20 protein-coding genes are annotated in these 22,675 nt (G+C 59.3%); 16 read left to right on the top strand and 4 right to left on the bottom strand.

Features of this window, described 5'->3' with window-relative positions; genetic code table 11:
- The first annotated feature begins 8 nt into the window (after positions 1-8).
- Positions 9-983 (top strand): class 1b ribonucleoside-diphosphate reductase subunit beta, encoded by a 975-nt coding sequence (nrdF, locus tag ACRQ1B_RS13935; protein ID WP_432294283.1) that lies wholly within the window; start codon positions 9-11, stop codon positions 981-983.
- Between the two features lie 51 nt (positions 984-1,034).
- Here nrdF and ACRQ1B_RS13930 read toward each other — a convergent pair whose 3' ends face one another.
- Positions 1,035-2,015 carry a sugar phosphate isomerase/epimerase family protein gene (locus tag ACRQ1B_RS13930; RefSeq protein ID WP_432294282.1) on the bottom strand — a complete coding sequence of 327 codons (981 nt, stop codon included), beginning with the start codon at positions 2,013-2,015 and terminating at the stop codon, positions 1,035-1,037.
- 398 nt (positions 2,016-2,413) lie between these two features.
- Here ACRQ1B_RS13930 and ACRQ1B_RS13925 point away from each other — a divergent pair, with 398 nt between their 5' ends.
- From ACRQ1B_RS13925 to ACRQ1B_RS13905, 5 genes are all read left to right on the top strand, one after another.
- The gene (locus tag ACRQ1B_RS13925; protein WP_432294281.1) at positions 2,414-3,355 is read left to right on the top strand and encodes a D-ribose ABC transporter substrate-binding protein; all 942 of its coding nucleotides are present in this window, start codon (positions 2,414-2,416) and stop codon (positions 3,353-3,355) included.
- 77 nt (positions 3,356-3,432) lie between these two features.
- The gene (locus ACRQ1B_RS13920) at positions 3,433-4,056 is read left to right on the top strand and encodes a DUF2291 family protein (RefSeq protein ID WP_432294280.1); all 624 of its coding nucleotides are present in this window, start codon (positions 3,433-3,435) and stop codon (positions 4,054-4,056) included.
- Positions 4,053-5,597, top strand: coding sequence for a sugar ABC transporter ATP-binding protein (locus ACRQ1B_RS13915; RefSeq protein WP_432294279.1), 1,545 nt, complete (start codon positions 4,053-4,055; stop codon positions 5,595-5,597). Before ACRQ1B_RS13920 ends, ACRQ1B_RS13915 begins: the two co-directional genes overlap by 4 nt.
- 71 nt (positions 5,598-5,668) lie before the next feature.
- A complete protein-coding gene (locus ACRQ1B_RS13910; protein ID WP_432294609.1) occupies positions 5,669-6,676 on the top strand; it encodes an ABC transporter permease in 1,008 nt (335 codons plus the stop codon).
- Positions 6,677-6,767: 91 nt separating this feature from the next.
- A complete protein-coding gene (locus tag ACRQ1B_RS13905) occupies positions 6,768-7,577 on the top strand; it encodes a DeoR/GlpR family DNA-binding transcription regulator (RefSeq protein WP_432294278.1) in 810 nt (269 codons plus the stop codon).
- 48 nt (positions 7,578-7,625) lie between these two features.
- Here ACRQ1B_RS13905 and ACRQ1B_RS13900 read toward each other — a convergent pair whose 3' ends face one another.
- On the bottom strand, positions 7,626-8,546 hold the full coding sequence (locus tag ACRQ1B_RS13900; RefSeq protein WP_432294277.1) for a cell wall hydrolase: 921 nt from the start codon (positions 8,544-8,546) through the stop codon (positions 7,626-7,628).
- A 260-nt stretch (positions 8,547-8,806) separates the two neighbouring features.
- Positions 8,807-9,775, bottom strand: a complete 969-nt coding sequence (ftsZ, locus tag ACRQ1B_RS13895) for a cell division protein FtsZ (protein WP_112728196.1) — start codon at positions 9,773-9,775, stop codon at positions 8,807-8,809.
- A 173-nt stretch (positions 9,776-9,948) separates the two neighbouring features.
- Between ftsZ and ACRQ1B_RS13890 the strand changes: the two genes are divergently transcribed.
- On the top strand, positions 9,949-11,202 hold the full coding sequence (locus tag ACRQ1B_RS13890) for an MFS transporter (RefSeq protein ID WP_432294276.1): 1,254 nt from the start codon (positions 9,949-9,951) through the stop codon (positions 11,200-11,202).
- A gap of 82 nt (positions 11,203-11,284) precedes the next feature.
- Entirely contained in the window at positions 11,285-12,046 is a 762-nt protein-coding gene (locus ACRQ1B_RS13885) for a 2-keto-4-pentenoate hydratase (RefSeq protein ID WP_432294275.1), read from the top strand.
- Positions 12,047-12,098: 52 nt separating this feature from the next.
- On the opposite strand, the gene scpA is transcribed toward ACRQ1B_RS13885, so the two are convergent.
- Positions 12,099-14,222 carry a methylmalonyl-CoA mutase gene (gene scpA, locus ACRQ1B_RS13880; RefSeq protein WP_432294608.1) on the bottom strand — a complete coding sequence of 708 codons (2,124 nt, stop codon included), beginning with the start codon at positions 14,220-14,222 and terminating at the stop codon, positions 12,099-12,101.
- Positions 14,223-15,046: 824 nt separating this feature from the next.
- On the opposite strand from scpA, the gene ACRQ1B_RS13875 reads away from it, so the two are divergent.
- The 8 genes from ACRQ1B_RS13875 to ACRQ1B_RS13840 all read left to right on the top strand — a co-directional run bounded on the left by ACRQ1B_RS13875 (position 15,047) and on the right by ACRQ1B_RS13840 (position 22,673).
- Positions 15,047-16,021, top strand: a complete 975-nt coding sequence (locus ACRQ1B_RS13875; protein WP_432294607.1) for a TRAP transporter substrate-binding protein — start codon at positions 15,047-15,049, stop codon at positions 16,019-16,021.
- A gap of 57 nt (positions 16,022-16,078) precedes the next feature.
- The gene (locus tag ACRQ1B_RS13870) at positions 16,079-16,618 is read left to right on the top strand and encodes a TRAP transporter small permease (protein ID WP_432294274.1); all 540 of its coding nucleotides are present in this window, start codon (positions 16,079-16,081) and stop codon (positions 16,616-16,618) included.
- Entirely contained in the window at positions 16,609-17,892 is a 1,284-nt protein-coding gene (locus ACRQ1B_RS13865) for a TRAP transporter large permease (RefSeq protein ID WP_432294273.1), read from the top strand. The genes ACRQ1B_RS13870 and ACRQ1B_RS13865 overlap by 10 nt, the downstream gene beginning before the upstream one ends.
- Positions 17,893-18,133: 241 nt before the next feature.
- Positions 18,134-18,967 carry a transporter substrate-binding domain-containing protein gene (locus tag ACRQ1B_RS13860; RefSeq protein ID WP_432294272.1) on the top strand — a complete coding sequence of 278 codons (834 nt, stop codon included), beginning with the start codon at positions 18,134-18,136 and terminating at the stop codon, positions 18,965-18,967.
- A 23-nt stretch (positions 18,968-18,990) separates the two neighbouring features.
- Complete coding sequence (locus ACRQ1B_RS13855) at positions 18,991-19,737, top strand: amino acid ABC transporter permease (protein ID WP_432294271.1); 747 nt, start codon at positions 18,991-18,993, stop codon at positions 19,735-19,737.
- A 74-nt stretch (positions 19,738-19,811) separates the two neighbouring features.
- The gene (locus tag ACRQ1B_RS13850; protein ID WP_432294606.1) at positions 19,812-20,525 is read left to right on the top strand and encodes an amino acid ABC transporter permease; all 714 of its coding nucleotides are present in this window, start codon (positions 19,812-19,814) and stop codon (positions 20,523-20,525) included.
- A 13-nt stretch (positions 20,526-20,538) separates the two neighbouring features.
- The gene (locus ACRQ1B_RS13845; protein ID WP_432294270.1) at positions 20,539-21,330 is read left to right on the top strand and encodes an amino acid ABC transporter ATP-binding protein; all 792 of its coding nucleotides are present in this window, start codon (positions 20,539-20,541) and stop codon (positions 21,328-21,330) included.
- On the top strand, positions 21,327-22,673 hold the full coding sequence (locus ACRQ1B_RS13840; protein ID WP_432294605.1) for an MmgE/PrpD family protein: 1,347 nt from the start codon (positions 21,327-21,329) through the stop codon (positions 22,671-22,673). The genes ACRQ1B_RS13845 and ACRQ1B_RS13840 overlap by 4 nt, the downstream gene beginning before the upstream one ends.
- Positions 22,674-22,675 lie beyond the last annotated feature (2 nt).

Below are 22,675 nucleotides of genomic sequence, written 5' to 3'. Positions count from 1 at the left end.
TCGATCCCATGAACATCGCCGTCAAGCCTGCCGCCGCCATCCGCGCCATCAACTGGAACCGCATCGAGGACGATAAGGACCTCGAAGTCTGGAACCGGCTCACCAGCAATTTCTGGCTGCCGGAAAAGGTGCCGCTCTCCAACGACATCCCGTCCTGGGCGGCCCTGAAACCAAACGAGCAGCAACTGACCATCCGCGTCTTTACCGGCCTCACCCTGCTCGACACGATCCAGAACGGCGTCGGCGCGGTGCGGCTGATGGAGGATGCCGTGACCCCGCATGAGGAGGCGGTGCTGTCCAACGTCTCCTTCATGGAAGCCGTGCACGCGCGTTCCTATTCCTCGATCTTTTCGACCCTGTGCTCGACACCGGATGTCGATGACGCCTATCGCTGGTCGGAGGAAAACGAGTTTTTGCAGCGCAAGTCGGCGCTGATCATGGCGCAGTATGAAAGCGGCGATCCGCTTAAAAAGAAGATTGCCTCGGTCTTCTTGGAAAGCTTTCTGTTCTATTCGGGTTTCTATCTGCCGATGTACTGGTCGAGCCGAGCCCGCCTCACCAACACCGCCGACCTCATTCGCCTGATCATCCGCGACGAGGCGGTGCATGGCTATTATATCGGCTACAAGTTCCAGCGTGCGGTAGAGCTTTTGCCGGAAGCGAAGCGGCAGGAGATCAAGGATTTTGCCTTCGACCTGCTGCTGGAGCTTTACGACAACGAGGCGAAATATACAGAAGACCTCTATGATGGCGTCGGCTTGACCGAGGACGTGAAAAAGTTCCTGCACTACAACGCCAACAAGGCGCTGATGAATCTCGGTTACGAGGCGCTGTTCCCGGCCGAAGCCTGCAAGGTCAATCCGGCGATCCTTTCGGCGCTTTCACCCAATGCCGACGAGAACCACGACTTTTTCTCCGGTTCGGGCTCTTCCTATGTCATCGGCAAGGCAGTGGCGACGGAGGATGAAGACTGGGATTTTTAACGCAGTGATCTGTACGCGGCCCGTTGACGGCCGCGTACCGACACCCGGCCATTACATGGCGCCAAACAGGGCTTTCTGCGCGATTTTCAGCGCACCGATCGCATCGTGGCGGCTTTGCGCTTCCTGAAGGGCGGCGACATCAAGCGCATCAAGCCCCTTGTCGGCGGCTTTCAGGAAATCGATGGCATGGTTGGCGGTGGCAACGCTGTCTTCCCGGAAGGGGAACTGGTCAAGCTGCCACACGCCTTCCCACTTGTTCTTGCGCAGCACATAAAAGAACTCGAACAGTTCGATCGGGTGCAGGCTGCCGGCCACGAGATCGTCATCCCAGGAACGGTAGTTGTCGTTGACATCCATGCCGAAAAGACGGCCGTAATCGATGGCAAGCTGAGCACTGTCGGCAGCGGACTCGCCGCCCATGATCGCATGGCCGAAATCGAGCAGGATACCGACATTCGGCAGGCCGATCTTTTCGATGCCGAGCAGCGTGCGGGCAACCGAGCCGAAACTCATGCGCACACGCGGCTCGCGCGGCTTGTATTCGATGACGAATTTCAGATCCGGGTTTTCGGATGCAAGCTGGCCGACGCCATCCAGCGAATGTTTCCACAACGTGCCGTAGTCGACCTGGAAGGGATAATCCCAGCCATCCTGACCCGGCCAGAGTTTTACATAATCCGCGCCGAAATAACGAACCTGATCGCAGGCTTCGGTCACCAGTTCGTGGGTGCGGCGGCGCACGCCTGCATCCGGATTGGTGAAGGAGCCCTTGACGAATTCGCGGGTATAGATTTCCGGCGTGATCCCGATCACGCCGAGATTGTTGCGATCGAGTGCCTGCTTCACCTGCGCATTGGAAAAATCGCCACCGAAAAACGGGTAATTGATATCCACCACCGACAGGTCCTTCACCTGCCCGGCAAGATCGATCGCCTCGATGACGCTGCGCGGTGTACCGTAACCATCGGTCGCATAGCGATCGAGATAGGTAGCGAAATGCCAGATGCCGGCGCCGAAACGTTGTGTTGTCATGGGTCTCCTCCAGATATTCAGCCCAGGCGCCTTCCCGCCTGGAGCAGCGTCCTCAAGTATGTTTGATGGAATCTTTCGCAAACGAACCGGCCACTGCATCCCTCCCAAGACGTGGCAATCGGCATTCAAAACGGCAACGCGACTTTTGAATGCTTTCGATCTCTTTCGATTGAGAGCCAAGGTTGCACAAGTCGATGTGGCGCTCAAGAATTATTTCGCCGCACCTCACCGCATTGCACCCGCCAAACATGCCGCAACGCAGCAAAACCGGTCACTCTGCGCTTTCACGCACTCATGAAACTGCAGGTTTCAAAACCGTATTGACAATAATCGAAAATAATCGATAGCTTTCCGCCATGAGCCGCTGTGGAGGGTGGCTCGGACAATGGGAGGTCCTGATGAAACTGACGAAGCGTCTTTTGATGTCCGTCGTTGCGCTCGGCATTGCCGGCGCGATGTCCGGTGCGGCACTTGCCGCAGATACGATCGCAATCATTACCCCGAGCCATGACAACCCTTTCTTCAAGGCCGAAGCAGATGGTGCTGCAGCCAAGGCCAAGGAACTGGGTTATGCAACCATGATTCTCGTCCATGACGATGACGCCAACAAGCAGAACGAGCTTTTCGACAGCGCCATAGCGGCCGGCGTCAAAGCCATCATTCTCGATAATGCCGGTGCGGATGCATCCGTTGCCGCTGTACAGAAGGCCAAGGACAAGAAGATTCCGTCCTTCCTGATCGACCGTGAGATCACCACGACCGGCGTTGCCGTGTCGCAGATCGTTTCCAACAACTACCAGGGTGCGCAGCTCGGCGCGGAAGAGTTCGTCAAGCTGATGGGCGAGAAGGGCAATTACGCCGAGCTTCTCGGCAAGGAATCCGACACCAATGCCGGCATCCGCTCCCAAGGTTATCACGACGTCATCGACCAGTATTCCGACATGAAACTGGTCGCCAAGCAGACGGCGAACTGGTCACAGACCGAGGCCTATACGGTGATGGAATCGATCCTGCAGGCACACCCGGATATCAAGGGCGTGATCTCCGGCAACGATACGATGGCGATGGGCGCCTATGCGGCACTGGAAGCTGCCGGCCGCAAGGATGTCATCGTCGTCGGCTTTGACGGTTCGAATGACGTGCGCGACAGCATCAAGAAGGGCGGCATCAAGGCCACTGTGCTGCAACCGGCCTATCAGCAGGCCCAGAACGCTGTCGAGCAGGCCGACAAATACATCAAGACTGGCAAGACCGGGCTTGAGGAAAAGCAGTTGATGGATTGCATTCTCATCAACGCCGACAACGCCTCCAAGCTCGAGACGTTCGCGCTGGCCGACTGAGGCAAGGCATCGATATCGCCACCCGGAAGGCGGATGCGATCCGGGTGGCCCCAGCTTTTCAAGAAGTGCGGGCAGATATGAAAATAACGACACTCGTGTTGGCAAGCCTGCTTGCCGCGTCAGTTTCCGGCTGCAAACTGGTCAAGACCGACAAGGACGAGACCGGCGGCGCGGTTGCCGACCCCATCGCCGAACTCGTGGAAACGACGTTCGATGCCAAACTCGTTCCCGCCTTGAGCGAAAAGGCCGTCGATCTGACGAGCCTCAGAGAGGCCATCAAGGGCGGGTTGGACAAGGCGGGAGAAAGTCACGGACTGAAGGTCGGTGGCGCAGGTGGCGGCTGGAACTTTCCGGTCAAGGGAAGCGGCAGCGTGATCGAGGAAAATCGCGCCTCGAAAGCGGCGATTGCCGAGATCGACATCGATGGTGACGGAACCGCCGATGCGACACTGCAACTTGGGCCTGTCGTCAAAGGCAGCGCGCTCCGCGACACGACCGGGCTTTATGATTTCTCCACGTTCCGTGACCAGATCGAGTATGCCAAGCTCGGCCGCGCCCTGAACGACAAGGCGGTTTCCAAACTTCCGTCGGCCGATGCGCCGCTCAAGGGCAAGCGTGTCGATTTCCTCGGCGCAGTCGTCATTCGTTCCGCCAGCGAAAAGCCGCTGATCATGCCGGTGTCGATCAAGGTGGCGCCATGAGCGAAGCCGGTCACGAGGAAAAACATCCGATCGGCCTGAAAATCCGCAACGGATCCAAAATCTATCCCGGCACGCAGGCGCTCAAAAATGTCGACTTCGATCTGCGCATGGGTGCCGTGAACGTGCTTGTCGGCGAAAACGGAGCCGGCAAATCGACGCTGATGAAAATCATTGCCGGTGTCGAACAGTTGAACGGCGGCACGATCGAACTCGACGGCAGCGAGATCATCTTCGCCGACAAATCGGACGCCGCGCGGCACGGTGTCGGCATCGTGTTTCAGGAACTGAACCTGTTCCCGAACCTGACCGTGGCGGAAAACATCTTTGTCGGCCACGAAAAGACGCGTGGCGGCATCCATATCGACCGGGCAGCCCAGACGACGGCGGCACGCGCGCTGATGAAGCGGCTTGAGCAGGACATCGATCCCGGCACACCGCTGGGCAACCTGCGGATCGGCCAGCAGCAGATCGTCGAGATTGCCAAGGCGCTGGCGGAAAATGCCCGTATTCTCATTCTCGACGAACCGACCTCCGCGCTCTCGGCAGCCGAAGTCGAAGTACTGTTCCGGGTGATCAAGGATCTGAAACAGCAGGGAGTCGGCATCGTCTACATTTCCCACCGGCTGGAGGAACTGATCCGCATCGGCGATTATATCACGGTTCTGCGCGACGGCGCCATTACCGGTTCGCGATCCATGCAGGGGGTCGATATTCCGTGGATCGTCGCCAACATGATCGGCAGCGCTTCCAAAGAGTTTCCGAAAACCGTGGCGCATGATCTGGGTAGCGAAGTATTTCGGGTGGAAGACATCTGCCTGCCGAGCCCCGCCGGCGGTTATGCCGTCGACCACATGTCGCTTGCTGTGCGCGAGGGGGAGATCGTCGGGCTTTACGGGCTGATGGGCGCCGGCCGTTCCGAGCTTTTGGAATGCATCATGGCCCAGCATCCGAATTCATCGGGTCGCATGTTCATTTCCGGCCAGCCGGTGCGTGAAAAAAGCGTGGCTGGCCGCATTCGCCGCGGGCTGGCGCTTATCCCCGAAGATCGCAAGCGCGACGGACTGATCCAGATCATGACGATCCGCGAGAACCTGACAATGTCCTCGCTTCTCGATTTTACCCGCGGTTTTCACCTCAGTCTGAAGGCGGAGGCGGCAAAGGCCGCGGAATTCGTCAAACGCATGGCGATCAAGATCGCCAGCCTCGAACATCCGGTCTCCAGCCTTTCCGGCGGCAACCAGCAGAAGGTCGTCATCGGCAAGGCGCTGATGACCCGGCCGAAAATCCTGCTGATGGACGAGCCGTCGCGTGGCATCGATATCGGCGCCAAGGCAGAAATCTTTCGCACTATGCGACGGCTGGCGGCGGATGGGCTGGGCATTCTTTTCGTAACCTCCGATCTGGAAGAGGTGCTGGCCCTCTCCGATCGTATTCTCGTCATGGCGAATGGCAGGCTGACCGGACAGTTTTTGGCCGGCGCCAATGCAGCGGACGTCGTTTCGGCGGCGACCCCCAATCTCAAGAGGATTGAAGTACAATGAGCAGCACCGATGCCGCAGGCAACGTCAAGACCGTGATCGGAGGTTCGAAGTCCAGAACATCGGCGCTGCTGATGCTTCTGCACATGCGCACCTTCGTGGCGCTGATCCTTGTCTTTGCCTTTTTCGCCATTGCCGCGCCCAACTTCCTGTCGGCCGGCAACATGCTGATCATTTCCAAACATGTGGCGCTCAACGCACTTCTCGCCATCGGCATGACCTTCGTCATCATCGCCGGCGGTATCGATCTCTCGGTCGGCTCGATCGTCGGCCTTTGCGCCATGGTGGCCGGTTATCTGGTGCTCTACGGTATCGACCTCGGTTTCCTTGGTCTCGCCTACAGCCTGCAGTTCAACACGATCGAAATCTGCCTTATCGTTCTTGTGGTCGGCATTTTCATAGGATCGATAAACGGGTTTCTCATCACCAAGCTAAACGTGGCACCCTTCATCGCAACGCTTGGCACGCTGTATGTCGCCCGTGGCGCCGCCCTCTTGTTTTCCGAAGGCCGTACATTTCCCAATCTCGCCGGCAACCCGGAATACGGGTCCGACACCTTTAGAGTGATCGGGTCCGGCACGTTTCTCGGACTTCCGGTCTCTGTCTGGATCATGGTTGTGGTGGCGCTGATTGCTGCCTATCTGGCCACCCGTACGCCACTGGGTCGGCACATCTATGCTGTTGGCGGCAATGAGCGCGGGGCCGCCCTTTCCGGCGTTCGCGTCGATCGCGTCAAACTGCTGGTTTACATGTTTTCCGGTCTATGTGCGGCACTTGTCGGCCTCATCATCTCCTCGCAGCTTCAGGCCAGTCACCCCGCAACCGGCGAAACCTTCGAACTGAATGCCATTGCTGCGGCCGTGCTGGGCGGCACCTCCATGTCCGGCGGGCGTGGGCGCATCGGCGGCACGATCGTCGGCGCATTCGTCATCGGCATTCTGGCGGATGGCTTGATCATGATGGGCGTCTCGTCCTTCTGGCAGACCGTGATCAAAGGATTGGTCATCATTGCCGCCGTCGTCGTGGATCAGGTGCAGCAGAAGCTGCAGGCCCGCGTTGTATTGCAGCAGAACGCCGATTGAGCGTTTGATGCCAAGGACCGATGTTGTAAGGGTTGGAATAGAATCGATCTGTCTCGATTGATTGCGAATCCCCGAATTCAGGCAGGGCCAGATGGAAGCCAAAGGCGAGCAAGATGCGTCGGATACGATGATCGGACTTTTGTCCGAGCCAAGGCGTCGGCGCATCCTCGAATGGCTACAGGAAGAGGGTTCCGCGCGTGTCAGGGAACTGGCAAGTGCCTTTCATGTCTCGGAAGCCACCATCCGGCAGGATCTCGAAAGACTGGAAAACGACGGCTTCATCACCCGTGAGCACGGCGGCGCCTATCTGAACACGATTGCCCCGCAAAGCGGCACGATGACGCTGCATCACCAGGAGAACATGGACAAGAAGCGCCGTATCGGTGCTCTGGCGGCAAGTCTTGTCAAGGACGGCGAAACCTTGATCCTCGATGCCGGCACGACGACCACCGAGATCGCCACGCGACTGACCAACCGCCGCGATCTGACGCTGATCACCAATGCCCTCAACATCGCGATCATTTTGGGTTCTGTACCGACATTTGCGGTGCATATGCCGGGCGGTCAGTTCAAATCGCCGACGCTGTCGCTCTCAGGAGACAAATCGGTCGAATATTATCGAAATATTTTTGCCGGAAAGCTGTTTCTGGCGACGGCTGGCGTCGCCCTCGATGCCGGATTGACCTATCCGAGCTTTGCCGACCTGCAATTGAAGGAAGCAATGATCAAGGCCGCGGCCCACGTCTATCTCGTGGCCGACTCCACCAAGATCAACCGCTCGTCTTTCACGCGGCTGGGCTCGCTGGACGTGATCAATTCATTCATCACGGATGACGGGATTTCCGATCCCGACGCCAAGGAATTCGAACGGCGTGGCATCGAGCTTCTGATCGCGAAATAGGCCGGCATCTACCGCCACGCCTCGCGCCACCCTGACGACATTGCGCGATCAGCGATAGACGAGCCGCTGCGCCAGTGCTGCCTGCTGGTTATGTATCCCGGGTTTTGGCGATGGAACGGGGACCATCAGGGGCTGAAACTCCATCGCCGCCGGCTGCATCAGCACCGCCTGCTGGCTGCGGATACCGGGCTTTGGCATCGGCACGGGCACCAGCATCGGCGATGTCTCGCCTTCGGTTGTCAGCGGCTGCGAAGCGGCCACCGTTCCCGGCACCGCCGCTTCCTGCGGTGTGTCGGCCTGGCTGGTCTGACTTTGAGGCGCAGCGCCTTGGACCAGATTGTTTAAGGCCACCTGCTGGGCAGGCGTGCTCTGTCCCGCCATTGCCAGCATATAGCTTCCGACCGGCAAGGGTTCCGGCGTCTGCAACTCGCCATCGCGACCGCGCTTTTCATAAAACGCGTTGCCACCTGCGACCGCAACATAACTCATGTTCTTGTAGGGAAATTTCAGGCCGTTGGTGTGAAAGAACATCGCATCCTTCACATCCGCATGACGCTCGCCACGCAGGATTGCCTCGCTGGCGCCTTCCAGATCCGGCGCCGTCGCCTCATCCATGACGCGCGTCATCACGCCCGGCGCAAACTGGTTTTTCTGGGCAACGACATCGCAGATCGTATCAGGATAGGCACCGGACGTCAGCCGGTTCATGACGACGGTGCCAACGGCCATGAAACCGTTGCGGCTGGTGCGCTTCGATTCGAAATACATGGCACGCTTCAGGCATTCGCGATCAGCCGCGGTATAGTGGTAAACCTGCTTGGCCGGAACCGGCGCGGGCTTGGTGTGTTCAACGGGCTTTTCCACTTTCGTGGTGTTGCATCCCGCCAGCGAAGCCGCGGATAAAACGAGCGCCGGAGCCCACAGGAAAACGCCGAAATTTTTCACAGGCACGCCATCATAAAATTTCAAAAAATTGATTTGCGAGAAAACCAATACCTTCGTTTTCTCTTTGGCTCAACAGTTTTAAGATTTTTTGAAGAAACTGAGAATTTTATGCTCTGACGAGCCGACAAATTGTAGCCCTGAAAAAGATCAGGAAAGCCGGGGTTTTCAGGCACATTCAGCTTGCCGGCGCCCGCTTTGCGGGCATCGAAAAAACTGAAATGCGGGACAAAAAAATGCCCGTCGGCACTGCTGCATCGACGGGCATCAAATGAAAAACGGATAGCTTAGAGACCGCTGCCATCGAGACCGGTGGCAACCACCGATACGCGGAAACGGCCATCGAGGTTGCGATCGAAGATCGCGCCGACGACGATATCGGCCTCCGCCTGCACTTCGTCGCGGATACGGCTTGCAGCCTCATCCACTTCGAACAGGGTCATGTCGGAACCGCCGGAAATCGAGATCAGCACGCCACGTGCGCCCTTCATGGAAATATCGTCGAGCAGCGGGTTGGCGATCGCCGCTTCGGCAGCGGCCAGCGCACGGCCTTCGCCGGAAGCCTCGCCGGTGCCCATCATGGCGCGGCCCATGCCCTTCATCACCGATTTCACGTCGGCGAAGTCGAGGTTGATCAGGCCTTCCTTGACGATCAGGTCGGTTATGCAGCCGACGCCGGAGAAGAGAACGCGGTCAGCGGTCATGAAGGCATCGGCAAAGCTGGTATTGGCATTGGCGATGCGGAAGAGGTTCTGGTTGGGAATGACGATGACGGTATCGGCCGCCTGACGCAGCGCCTCGATACCGGCCTCGGCCGTCTTCATGCGGCGGTTGCCTTCGAAGGTGAAAGGCTTTGTGACCACGCCGACGGTGAGGATGCCGGCCGAACGCGCCGCATGCGCGATGACCGGAGCAGCACCGGTGCCGGTGCCGCCGCCCATGCCGGCCGTGACGAAACACATATGCGAGCCGGCGAGGTGATCCATGATCTCGTCGATCGATTCTTCCGCCGCCGCACGACCGACATCCGGCAGCGAACCGGCGCCAAGCCCTTCGGTGATCTGCGCGCCGAGTTGAATGCGGCGCGACGCCTTGGACGTGGCCAGCACCTGCGCATCCGTATTGGCGGCGATGAATTCGACGCCGTTCAGGTTTTCCGCGATCATGTTGTTGATGGCATTGCCGCCACCGCCGCCCACACCGACGACCGAAATATGCGGGCGCAGCCCGGTAATGCCGCTCTTTGCGTCCGTCATCGTTTTCTCCTTCGGCGCAGATGGTTGTGCTGCCCGTCTCTGGCAGCGAATCGGAGCGCAAATTAGACGGCCCGCATGGGTTAAGCCAGATAAAAGCAACACATCCGGATTATCGGCGGAACCGGATGTTCGTTTTTCCGTTAAAGCGCACCCTCGCCACCGGATTTCTCGGCATGCCGACCACCAACAGCCCTGCCAGCCGCTCCATTATCGCTCTCGCCTTTCTCAACTTTTTCCTGGCAGATGCCCGTGACGGGCTGGGGCCTTTCCTCGACGGATTTCTCGCCACACGCGGCTGGTCGCCGATGACACTCGGCATGGTCGCCACATTGGGCGGCGTGCTGGGTATGATCGCCACACCGCTGTTCGGCGCGTGGGTGGACAGTTCGCGCCACAAACGCATGCTGATCAGCATCCCCGTCGTGCTGGTCACGGCGGCTGCGCTATGGACACTGGCGGCGCCCGGCAACCTTTCCGTCTTCGGCGGGCAATCGGCGACGGCCATCGTCGGCGCCATCATCGGCCCGGCCTTGATGGGGCTGACGCTCGGCCTTGTTGGCGAACGGCATTTTACAAAACAGGTTTCGGCAAACGAATTCTGGAACCATGCCGGCAATGTCGCCTCGCTTGCCGCGATCTATGCGGCAACCGTGATGTTCGGCATGGCCGGAATCGTCTTCCTGATGATCGCAACCGCGCTCGCAACGCTTGTTGCGGTTTTCATGATCAACCCAAACGACATCGACCACAAGGCCGCCCGCGGGCTGGAACAGGATGAGGGGAAACCAGGGCCGTCGGGTCTGTCGGTCGTATTCGCCAGCCGTGGCCTGATCCTGCTGGCTATCACCCTGATGATCTTTCATTTCGGAAATGCACCGATCAGCCGTCTGATCGCCCAGGATTTCTCCGTCCAGCTCGGCACTCCCTTCCGCACCACGGCCATCACCACAGGGGTTGCGCAGGTCTCGATGATCATCGTTGCGCTGGCTGCCCCTTATCTCATTCGTCGCTTCGGCCTTTCCTTCATCTTCATCGTCGCCCTGACCGCACTGCCGATCCGCGGCGCAATTGCCGGCACGTTCACCAGCTTCGACTGGATCTTTCCGGTGCAGATTCTCGATGGCGTCGGCGCCGGCCTCATCGGCATCGCGACGCCATTGGCCGTCGAAAGGATCATGGCCGGCACCGGCCGCTTTAATGTCGGCCTGGCCTCGGTCATGACCATTCAGGGCATCGGCGCGTCGCTCAGCAATATCGCCGCCGGATGGCTGACCGATCTCGGGGGCTATGGTCTTGCCTATTGGGTGCATGGCGGCATCGCGGCACTGGCAATCGCCACATTCGTCATCGGCCGCAGGGCAATCGTGCCGCAGGACCATCGGGCATTTCGAGGCAAGCCGGTCGAAGATGGCCCGGCCACCGTTTGATGACCGTACCGCAGCGCAGGCCTTCGCCCTTTACCCGGAGGCGAAGCTCCGCAATCATGCCCATCGTAATGGGAGTTTCTGAATGACGAATACAGCACTGACCGAGGCGGACGCGAACACGGTGATCCGCGAACTGGAACGGCTTCGCAAAAGCGGCGAACGTGTTTCCACAAGCAGTTTTTCCAGCCTTCCCGACATGACGCAGGCGATGGACTGGCAGGGACGGTTGCAACACGACGGCACGGTTGCCGATGCTTGGAAAGTTGCACGCTCGCCGGAAGGTGTCGCCATCGTCGCACGGCTTCATCCGCTGATCGAAAAAAGCTCTGGCGCCACCTTGCCATGGCGCACGGACACGCTGCTGGAAATCGAGATTGCCGTCAGGCTCGGCAAGGATCTGCCGGTTCGGCCGCAGCCTTATCAGCGCGCCGATCTTCTCGACGCCATCGACAGCGTTCACCTCGGCGCCGAACTGGTTCGGACCGCGCTTCTTGAAGCCGGCAAAGTTTCGTTTCCGCTTTATCTGGTCGATCGCCTCGGAAATGACGGTTATGTGCTGGGTCCGCCACTCGGTCGCGAATTCCTCGAAGCGTCGAGCACGCCCGCCCTTTCAATCCGCACAGGTTCCGGCTCGATCTTCGATGCCCCGGCCAAACACGCAACCGGCGATGTGCTGACCTGGCTTCTCGACTACGCCAATCTGGCCGACCGGCCGGAAAATGTGCTGAAGACCGGCACGCTGGTCACCACCGGCACGTTGTGTGGTGCGATCCCGCTCAAGGAAGGCGGGTCGTTCGAGATCGATATGGCAGGCGCACCGGCTTTCAGCGTTTCGCTGACCTGATCCTCCGATCATTATGGTCCGGGCAGACGAAAACATCTGCCCGGAGCAAAACTCACTGGTTGCGCAACTTTCCTTCCATCAGGTCGATAATGGCCCGCGCTGCATCCAGCACATTGGTGCCTGGCCCGAACACGGCGGCCACGCCATGTTCCAGAAGGTAATCGTAATCCTGGCGCGGGATGACGCCGCCGACCACGACGATGACGTTGTCCGCTCCCTTGGCCTTCAGCGCCTCGACAAGCTGCGGTGCCAATGTCTTGTGGCCGGCCGCCAGCGACGACATGCCCACCACCTGCACCTTCTCCCGCATCGCCATGTCGGCCGCTTCTTCCGGCGTCTGGAACAATGGGCCGGCCAGAACCTCGAAACCGATATCGCCGAACGCCGACGCGATCACCTTGGCGCCCCGGTCATGCCCGTCCTGCCCCAACTTGGCGACCATGATTTTCGGTTTACCGGCACTTTTGCCATAATCGGCAAGCCGGGAGACGATGGTCCTGTATTCCGGATCATCCGCATAGGCCGGGCCATAAATATCGCCCACCACTTCTGGCGTGGCGGCGTGATCCCCAAACGACTGGCGCATGGCATCGGAAATTTCACCGACCGTGGCACGCGCGCGTGCCGCCTCGACCGCCGCTTCCAGCAGATTGCCCTTGCCGGATTTCGAAACGTCCGCGAGGGCAACCAGCGCCTCCTCGACCTTCTTCGGATCACGTTGTCGGCGCACCTCTTCCAGCCGCTTGATCTGGGCGTTACGGACGCTGGTATTGTCGATGGCGAGGATGTCGATATCGTCCTCGTTTTCCAGCCGGTATTTGTTGACGCCGACGATGATCTCTTCGCCACGGTCGACCTTGGCTTGGCGCAGCGTTGCCGCCTCTTCGATCAAGCGTTTCGGCAGGCCATCGGCCACCGCCTTGGTCATGCCGCCGAGGCTTTCGACTTCCTCGATCAGCGCCCATGCCTTTTCCGCCAGTTCATTGGTCAGGCTCTCGACATAATAGGAACCGGCCAGCGGATCGACGACCTTGGTGACGCCGGTCTCGTGCTGAAGGATCAACTGGGTGTTTCGGGCGATGCGGGCGGAAAAATCGGTCGGCAGCGCCATCGCCTCATCGAGCGCATTGGTGTGCAGCGACTGCGTGCCGCCGAGCACGGCCGACAGCGCCTCGTAAGCGGTGCGGATGACGTTGTTGTACGGATCCTGTTCCTGAAGCGAGACGCCGGACGTCTGGCAATGGGTGCGCAACATCAGCGAACCCGGTTTTTTCGGTTCGAACTCCTCCATGATCTTCGACCACAAGAGGCGGGCGGCACGCAGCTTTGCCGCCTCCATGAAAAAGTTCATGCCGATGGCAAAAAAGAAGGACAGGCGTCCGGCGAAATCATCGACATTCAGGCCCTTGGCCAACGCTGCGCGCACATATTCGCGCCCATCCGCCAGCGTGAAGGCAAGCTCCTGCACCAGCGTCGCGCCGGCCTCCTGCATGTGATAGCCGGAGATCGAGATGGAGTTGAAACGCGGCATTTCCTTCGCCGTATATTCGATGATGTCGGCAACGATCCGCATCGAGGGTTCCGGCGGATAGATATAGGTGTTGCGGACCATGAACTCCTTCAGGATATCATTCTGGATGGTTCCCGAAAGCTCGGCCTTCGAACAGCCCTGTTCCTCACCGGCGACAATGAAAGAGGCAAGGATCGGAATGACGGCGCCGTTCATCGTCATCGAGACGGACATGTCTTTCAGTGGAATGCCGTCGAACAGGATCTTCATGTCCTCGACGCTGTCGATCGCCACACCGGCCTTGCCGACATCGCCTTCGACACGGGGGTGGTCCGAATCGTAACCGCGATGAGTGGCGAGATCGAAGGCAACCGAAAGCCCCTTCTGGCCGGCGGCAAGATTGCGGCGGTAAAAGGCGTTGCTTTCCTGCGCCGTCGAGAAACCGGCATATTGGCGGATCGTCCACGGCCTTCCGGCATACATGGTGGCGCGCGGCCCGCGCACAAACGGCTTGATGCCCGGCAGCGTGTCGAGATGATCGACGCCTTGCAGATCTTCCGCGGTATAGAGCGGCTTGATATCGATGCCTTCGGCGGTGTGCCAGACGAGCTTTTCCGGCGAAGCCTTCAGTTCCTTTTCCGCAAGGGCTTGCCAGTCTCCGGGCACTGCAAGCGATGCTTCTTCGGATGCATTCGTCTTCACCTTGTTATCCGACACCGATGTCCTCCTGCTTTGTCGCTTTTCTGCTGCGCCCGTTCGGCACCATTCTATAGCTAGTGCGTCATCGGCTCGAAAGAAGCCGCTCCGGTCGGGAATTCGTCCAAAGATGAATTGGCGGCGATCGCTTTGAACCGGCCCGATTGTTCCGGGCAATGGATATTGCAGAATCGCAATACAGATTCTTTTCCCGGAACACACCGGGCATCTATACTTGACGATTGAAAATTTAAAATCAAACAAACATCAATTTCAAACTGCGACAATTTCGCCAAAATGAAATCAATGAGATGTTATCACCTATAAACCTATTCGTTTTGATGCCTTAAACACCGACATTATCCCGATGATTTTAATAGATCAGGGAATCATACAACATCAATCAGAAGAAATATTTTTCAATATTAGACAATACCGATGCGACGTCTTGTACATTGACGATAAAAAACCGCAGACCTAGCCATGAGGAAGTCGAACGAGGAGCGGCATCCACATGAATTGTTCCGTCAGGATTGAAGAGGTTTTTGCGGACGTCACCGGTGTCCCGTCGGCCGCCTTGCCTCGCGAATCCGCCGGACGCCTGCCTGCAGGGACATGCCGATCCTTTTTCACAACCAGCCTGCGAGCTGACATGTCGCGGCTGTGACCGGCGCATCCCGCGCCTTTGCATGGGGGAGAATTCACGCTGGCAATGGGGAAGGCCGGCCAACAGATTTCAAGAATTTTTCAAGTCGAACTTAAATCGTAATGGAGGAAATACAATGAAAGTCAGTTTGAAGACCATTCGCTCGCTGTTTCTGGCGGCAGGTGCCGCCGGCATTCTCATGAGCTCGACGGCCATGGCGCGCGATTTCCGCTCTGCCGACATTCACCCGACGGACTATCCGACCGTTCAGGGCGCCATGTATATGGGCAAGCTTCTGTCGGAACGCACCAACGGCAAGATGGGCGTGAAAGTGTTCCCGAACGGCGCGTTGGGTGATGAACGCGGCACGATCGAACAGCTGCGCATCGGTGGGCTGGACATGCTGCGCATCAGCGCCGCCGTGGTCAACAACATGGTGCCGGAAACCATCGTCATCTCGCTGCCCTTCATCTTCCGTTCCACGGAGCATGAACGCGCCGTTCTGGACGGCCCGATCGGCGACGAAGTGCTGAAGGCACTGGAAAAACAGGGCATGGTCGGCCTTGCCTTCTACGACAGCGGCTCGCGGTCTATGTACACGAAGAAGCCGGTCAAGACGCTGGCCGATCTCAAGAACATGAAGATCCGCGTTCAGCAATCCGACATGTTCGTGGCCATGGTGCAGGCTCTGGAGGCCAATGCGACGCCGATGCCGATGGGCGAGGTCTATACCGGCCTGAAGACCGGCATCATCGATGCGGCGGAAAACAATTATCCGTCCTACGAATCCTCGCACCATTTCGAGGCAGCGAAATATTTCACCCGCACCGAACATGCGATGGTGCCGGAACTGCTGCTGTTCTCCAAGCCGATCTGGGACACGCTGACACCGGAAGACCAGGCCATCATTCGCAAGGCCGCCAAGGATTCGGTCGTCGAGCAGCGCCGCCTTTGGGATGAGCGTGAAGCCAAGTCGAAGGAAATCGTCGAAAAGGCCGGCAGCATCATCACAGAAGTGGCCGACAAGCAGGAATTCGTCGATGCGATGAAACCTGTCTACGACCAGTTCGCCAAGACGCCGGAGCTGCAGGATCTCGTCAAGCGGATCCAGGAAACCAAGTAGCGCCTAGCGGAAGCAGTCCCGCTCTGGCGGGCGCTGCTTCCTTTTCCGAGGAATGTCATGAACGCTCAAATCGAACCGGGCGCGGTACATCTGCCGCCCATGGCCGGATGGCTGACGCGCGTCAACGCGCCGCTTGCCAAAACCGGCATGATACTCGCCATCGCTGGCCTTCTCGTTCTTGTTGCCGTGGTTTTTTATCAGGTGTTCGGCCGTTACGTGCTGAACGATAGCCCGGCATGGACGGAGAACCTCGCCATCGTCCTTATTCTCTACGTCACCATGATCGGCGCCGCCGTTGGTGTGCGGGACGCCGGCCATATCGCGCTGGAATCGCTCACCGTGCTCCTGCCCTACCGCTGGCAGCGCTTCATGGAACTGCTCATTTACGGCGCGGTCTGCCTGTTCGGCGCGGCCATGGCCTATAATGGCTGGCGGCTCGGCTGGTCGGTTGCGCCCTATCTCATGCCCAATCTGCATGTCACCGAAGCTGTGCGTTACATTCCGCTTTCAGTCTCCGGCGTGCTGATCGTCATGTTTTCAATCGAACATATTCTGGCAATTTTCCGTAAGGCGGAGGTCGTACCGTCATGGCACTAACCATTCTCTGCATCACCTTTGTCGCCTTTCTCGTGATGGGCATACCCGTTGCCTTCGCGATCGGCCTGTCTGCCCTTTGCACCATCCTTTACGAAGGACTGCCGATCGCGGTCGGCTTCCAGCAGATGATGGCGGGCATGAACGTGTTTTCGTTCCTCGCCATCCCCTTCTTCATCTTTTCCGGTGAACTGATGCTGCATGGCGGCGTCGCGGACAAGATCGTCAATGCGGCCAAGGCCATGGTCGGCCATGTGCGCGGCGGTCTCGGCATGTCCAATGTCGTCGCCTGCACCCTGTTCGGCGGTGTCGCCGGCTCTCCCGTCGCCGACGTTTCGGCCATGGGTGCCGTGATGATACCGATGATGAAGAAGGAAGGGTATGACGCCGATTACGCGGTCAATGTCACCACGCATGCAGCGCTTGTCGGCGCTCTGATGCCGACCAGCCACAACATGATCATCTATGCGCTCGCCGCCAGCGGCAAGGCTTCGATCGGCGCGCTGATCGCCGCGGGCATCATGCCGGCTCTGTTGCTGATGGTCTGCAATCTCGGGGCCGCCTATTACGTTGCCCGCAAGCGCGGATATCCGGCCGGCACCTTCCCGGGCTGGCATATCGTTGCCCGTTCGCTGGCGGCGGCGGCCCCCGGCATGCTGATCGTCGTCATCATTCTCGCCGGCATCATTTCGGGCATTTTCACCGCGACGGAATCCGCGTCGATCGCCGTCATCTACACGCTGCTTCTGACCTTCTTCATCTATCGCACCATGACCTGGAAGGCATTTCTGGAAGCGGCCGCCAAGACGGTGAAGACAACCGGCATCGTGCTTTTGCTGATCGGCGTATCGACCATGTTCCAGTATCTCATGGGTCTTTACGGCGTTGCCGACATGACCGGCGAGCTGCTGGCGCATATTTCCACCAACCCGATCGTCATCTTCCTGATGATCAACATCATCCTCTTCCTGCTCGGCACCTTCATGGACATGGCGAGCACGATCCTGATCTGCACGCCGATCTTTCTGCCGATCGCGATGCAATACGGCATGGACCCGGTCCAGTTCGGTATTGTCATGCTTTTGAACTGCGCGCTCGGCCTCAACACCCCGCCGGTCGGCACCACACAGTTCATCGGCTGCGCCATCGGCGAAATCTCGGTGGGCGAGGTAATGAAATCGATCCTGCCCTTCTACAGCGCGCTGTTCCTCGCCATGGCATTGGTCACCTATGTGCCGATGTTCTCCATGTGGCTGCCGCGCCTCCTGATGCACTGACACCATCCATCCCTACCGACGACAGCGCCCGGCCCTCAAAAGCCGGGCGTTTTTTTGCGCGATATCGAGGGTTGCAAGCACCCGACGTCATCACACCAAAACATCGATAGGGAATTGATTTTTTCCAATTCCGCCCAAATTGACAAAACACCGCTCTCAAACAGGGCTGAAAGAAAGCATGCGTTTGCTCGTGAGTCCCCCATCGCTCCCATAGTGTCACGGCCACACAAGGAGCCTTTTGATGTTTGCCAAGACCATCACCAAAACCGTTTTCGGACTTGCCCTTTCGGTCGCCACGCTGGCCGCCACGCAGGCCTCTGCCGATGCCACGCTGGACCGTATCAAGGGCCGCGGCAAACTCACCGTTGGCCTGATCCTGTCCGGCGCGCCGTTCGGTTTCATCGATCCGAAAACGCAGGAACAGAAGGGCTATAACGTCGATATTGCCAAGGCGCTGGCCGCCGATCTCGGCGTCGAACTGGAAAGCGTGACGGTCACCCCGCCGAACCGCGTGCAGTTCCTGCAGCAGGGCAAGGTCGATATCCTGATCGCCAACATGCAGTATACCGAAGAGCGCGCCAAGGTTCTGGACTATGTGCCGACCCCTTACGACCGCGCCGGCGGTGCTGCCGTGGTGCGCAAGGATAGCGGCCTGAAGGACTGGGCCGACCTCAAGGGCAAGCCGGTCTGCATCTCGCAGGGCTCCAACTACGCACAGCCGCTCGCTGAAGAATACGGCGCCATCGTCAAGGGCCTGCCGAGCCAGCCGGAATCACTGCTGGCCCTGCAGGGCGGTAATTGCGTTGCAGCCGTTCATGTCGGCGCCACCGTCGGCCTGCTTCTGGTCGACCGCGCCGACGAGTGGAAGGATTACGCCATTCCCTTCCCGACCGAACTGATCCCGTCCGACAGCGTCATCTGGCTGCGCAAGGGCGAAGCCGACACCCAGAAGGCGCTCGACGAATCCGTGAAGAAGCTGCACGCTTCCGGCAAGCTGCTTGAACTGGCCAAGGAAAACCGCCTGCTCAACACCAAGTATCTTGAGGAAGAAAACAAGAAGCTTTCCGCCAAGTAAGCGGAAGGCAGCGGTAAAGCCATATGCAGGACATGAATCTGACCGGCCTGTTCATCGATCTGATGGGCAGGCTGGGTCTCAATTACGAATTTCTGGCAACGGGTTACGAGGCACAGATCTGGCGTGACGGTTTTATCACCACGCTCTATCTGGTCGCCGTCACCATTCCCGTCAGCCTGATTGTCGGCCTGATCTTTGCCGCCTGCCTGACCTCGGGCAGGCTTTGGCTTTCCGCGCCCGTGCGCGGGTTCGTGGAACTCACCCGTAACACGCCAACGCTCGTGCAGTTGATGTTCAGCTTTCTGGTGCTGAACACCGTCGTCTCCAACATGGTGGGTGGCGCGCAGAACAATCCGCTTTCACCGTTCTTCTGGGTCGTCGCCGTCGTCGGCCTGCATGTGGCAGCCCTGCATGCGGAAGCGATCCGCGGCGGCATCGAAGCCGTTCCTTCCTCGATGATCGAGGCGGCGCGCGGCATGGGCTTCAGCCAGTTCGAGATCCTGCGTTACGTGCAGATCCCGCTCGCCTTCCGTTCGTCGCTGCCCGCCATCGTCAATGGCCTTATCAGCTTGGTCAAATCCACCACCGTCGGCAATGCCATCGCGGTCAGCGAAATCACCTATGCCTCGATCATGGTGTGGACCCAGCGTGACAATGTCGTGGAACTGATGATCGTGCTTCTCGCCTTCTTCAGCCTGATCAATTTCGTCGTGGCCCGCATCGGCCAATGGGTGGAGCGCAGGCTCGCCATTCCGGGATACGGGCTATGAGCATGGCAGTGACACAAACACCGAAGACAAAGGCCAAGAGCAGCCGCGTGCTGCGCTATGTCGGCTTCGTGGCCATGCCGCTGATCGTCATCGTCTGGTCGCTGGTCGACCTTTCGCTTGGCAAGGAACTGGTGGAGTGGATCCCCTACCTCGCCTCCGGCTTTTCGATGAACATCCTCATCACCATCTGCGCGGTCACGCTCGGCACCACGGTCGGTGTGCTTCTGGGCCTGATGCAGCTGGCGCCCTACTGGTTCGTTCGCCTGCCCGCACAGATCTATGTGCAGATTTTCCGCAATGCGCCGGCCCTCGTGCTGATCTTTGCGACCACCTACATCTTCCCGTTCGAGATCGTGCTGTTCGGCAATTACCTGCCTTTCCCGGACTGGGTGAAGGCGGTGATCGGCCTTGCCATTCTGTCCAGCGCCTATATCGCCGAGATCACCCGCGGCGCGGTTCTGTCGATCCCGACCACGCAATGGGAAGCCACCAAGGGCCTCGGTTTTTCGCGCCTGCAGGCGCTGCGTTACGTCATCCTGCCGCAATGCGTGCGCCGCTCGCTGCCGCCATGGATGAACGTCGCCTCGTCCATGGCCATGGGCACCTCGCTTGCCTCGCTGGTCGGCGTGCATGAACTGATACATGCGGCAACAGACGCCAGCACCGCCGTGCGCCGGCTCGATTTCACCATCATCGCCTATGTCGTGGTGATGGCCGCCTTTTTCACGCTTTGTTACCCGATTGCCCGCCTGACCCGTCGCCTCGAACAGCGCTTCAACGCGGGCTGAAGGATTTTTGATCATGAATACATCAACCGACGCCGCAATCGTGAAACTGGAAGACGTGCACCTCTCCTTCGGCCAGACCGAAGTACTGAAAGGCATCGATCTGACCATCAACAAGGGCGATGCCGTTTCGATCATCGGCCCGTCCGGTTCAGGCAAATCCACGCTTCTGCGCTGCATCAACGCGCTGGTGACGCCGCAAATCGGCAAGATTACCGTAGCCGGCACCCGTGTCGATCAGTTGACGAAAGAGAGCGAGCGCATTGAGTTGCGCAAACGCGTCGGTATCGTCTTTCAGCAATACAATCTCTTTCCGCACCTGACCGTGCTCGACAATATCGTGCTGGCACCGACGAAAATTCTCGGCGCCGACAAGACGGCGACTGTCAAACTGGCGCGTGAGCTGCTCGAAAAAGTACGCCTCTCCGAAAAGGCCGATGCCTATCCCGGCCAGCTCTCCGGCGGCCAGCAGCAGCGCGTGGCGATTGCCCGTGCGCTCGCCATGAAGCCGGAACTCGTCCTGTTCGACGAGGTGACCTCGGCGCTCGATCCGGAAACCGTCGGTGAGGTTCTATGGGTTATCCGCGACCTGATCCGCGACGGCATGACCAGCATTCTCGTGACCCACGAAATGCGCTTTGCCGAAGAGATCAGCGACACCGTCGTCTTCACCGAAAACGGCAAGATCGTCGATTACGGCCCGCCGCAGCAGATCTTTCACTCGACCGACAATCCGCGCATCCGCCAGTTCGTCGGCGGTCTTTCGGGTGGCGGCCGCGGTGCGGTGCGCGACGGCGAGGGTATCTGACCATGGCCAATGCACCTCTTACCACCGCCTTTGCCGGCGCCATCGTCAATTCCGATCCGACCCGCGATGTTGCGGCCATGGATGCGGCACGCACGGCGATCATCGATTTTCTCGCCTGCACGATTGCCGGTGCGAGCGACCGCACGACCGGGGTGCTCGCCAAAGCAGTCGGCGCCGATCTGCCGGGCAACGCAATCCTTGTCGGCAGCGACAGGAAGACCGATGCGCTGGTCGCGGCCGTGGTCAACGGATATGCTGGCCATGTGCTGGATTATGACGATGTCCATGCCAGCGTCCGCGGCCACCCGACGACGGTGATCATTCCGGCACTGCTGGCCCTTGCTGCTGAACGCGAATTTAGTGCCGAAACGTTTGTCGCCTCCTATGTGGTGGGCCTTGAGGCGATGGCGCGGATCGGCCTTTCGCTCGGCACCAAACATTACGAAAACGGTTTTCATGCCACCGCGACACTCGGCCCGATCGGTGTGGCCGCCGCAATCTGCCACCTGACTGGCGCATCCGTGGAAGAAACCGCAATCGCGCTTGGCATCGCCGCCACGCAGGCATCGGGTCTCAGGCTGCAATTCGGCTACGACACAAAACCCTATCACGCCGGCATGGCCGCCCGTTCCGGCCTTCTGGCCGCACGACTGGCGGCTGCCGGTTTTGGCGGCGCACCGGATTTTCTCGACAATCCGGTCGGTTTTCATTCGGCTTACGCTTTCGACGCCGGCAAGCCGGAACTGGTGAGCGCAAACTGGGGCGCACCGTGGCAGATCGTATCGCCCGGCCTGACGCTCAAAGCCTATCCCTGCTGCACGGCCAGCCACCCCGTCGCCTCTCTCGGCATCGAACTCAACCGCGAAGGTCTGACGGCCGACCAGATCGAAACGATCACCTTTACCTATCCGCCCGGTGCCGATGCCGCGCTGGTGGTGACCAAGCCCACCAACGGTATCGAAGCCCGGTTCAGCCCAGAATACGTGTTTTCCGCCGCCCTGATCGATGGTGCGCTGCGGCTCGACCATTTTGACGAACGCCCGGTCGAAGAGCGGATCATGACGCTCGCCGCCCGGGCCGGCCGCCGCCACGACGAGACCGCGCCGCGCATGTCGAGCGATCCGACCACCCGCTTCGTCGTGCTCGACATCACGCTCAAGGACGGCAGCAAAATCAACCGCCGTTTCGACGGCCTGCCGGGTGTGACCGATCCGACCGACAAATTCATTGACGCGACCGCCGCCAACCCGGCCTTCGCCGACATCCCCGACCTTGTCCGCAGCATGAAGACCGAGGCTGATCTTTCCCGGCTTCTCTCCCTGCTGAACCAGAACCCCGTTTGACG

Origin of the sequence: Endobacterium panacihumi, assembly GCF_050847465.1 — a bacterium.
In the GTDB taxonomy this organism is placed as follows: Bacteria; Pseudomonadota; Alphaproteobacteria; order Rhizobiales; family Rhizobiaceae; genus Neorhizobium; species Neorhizobium panacihumi.
The sequence above is the reverse complement of the archived record's forward strand: the minus strand, read 5'-3'. Positions and strand labels throughout refer to the sequence as shown.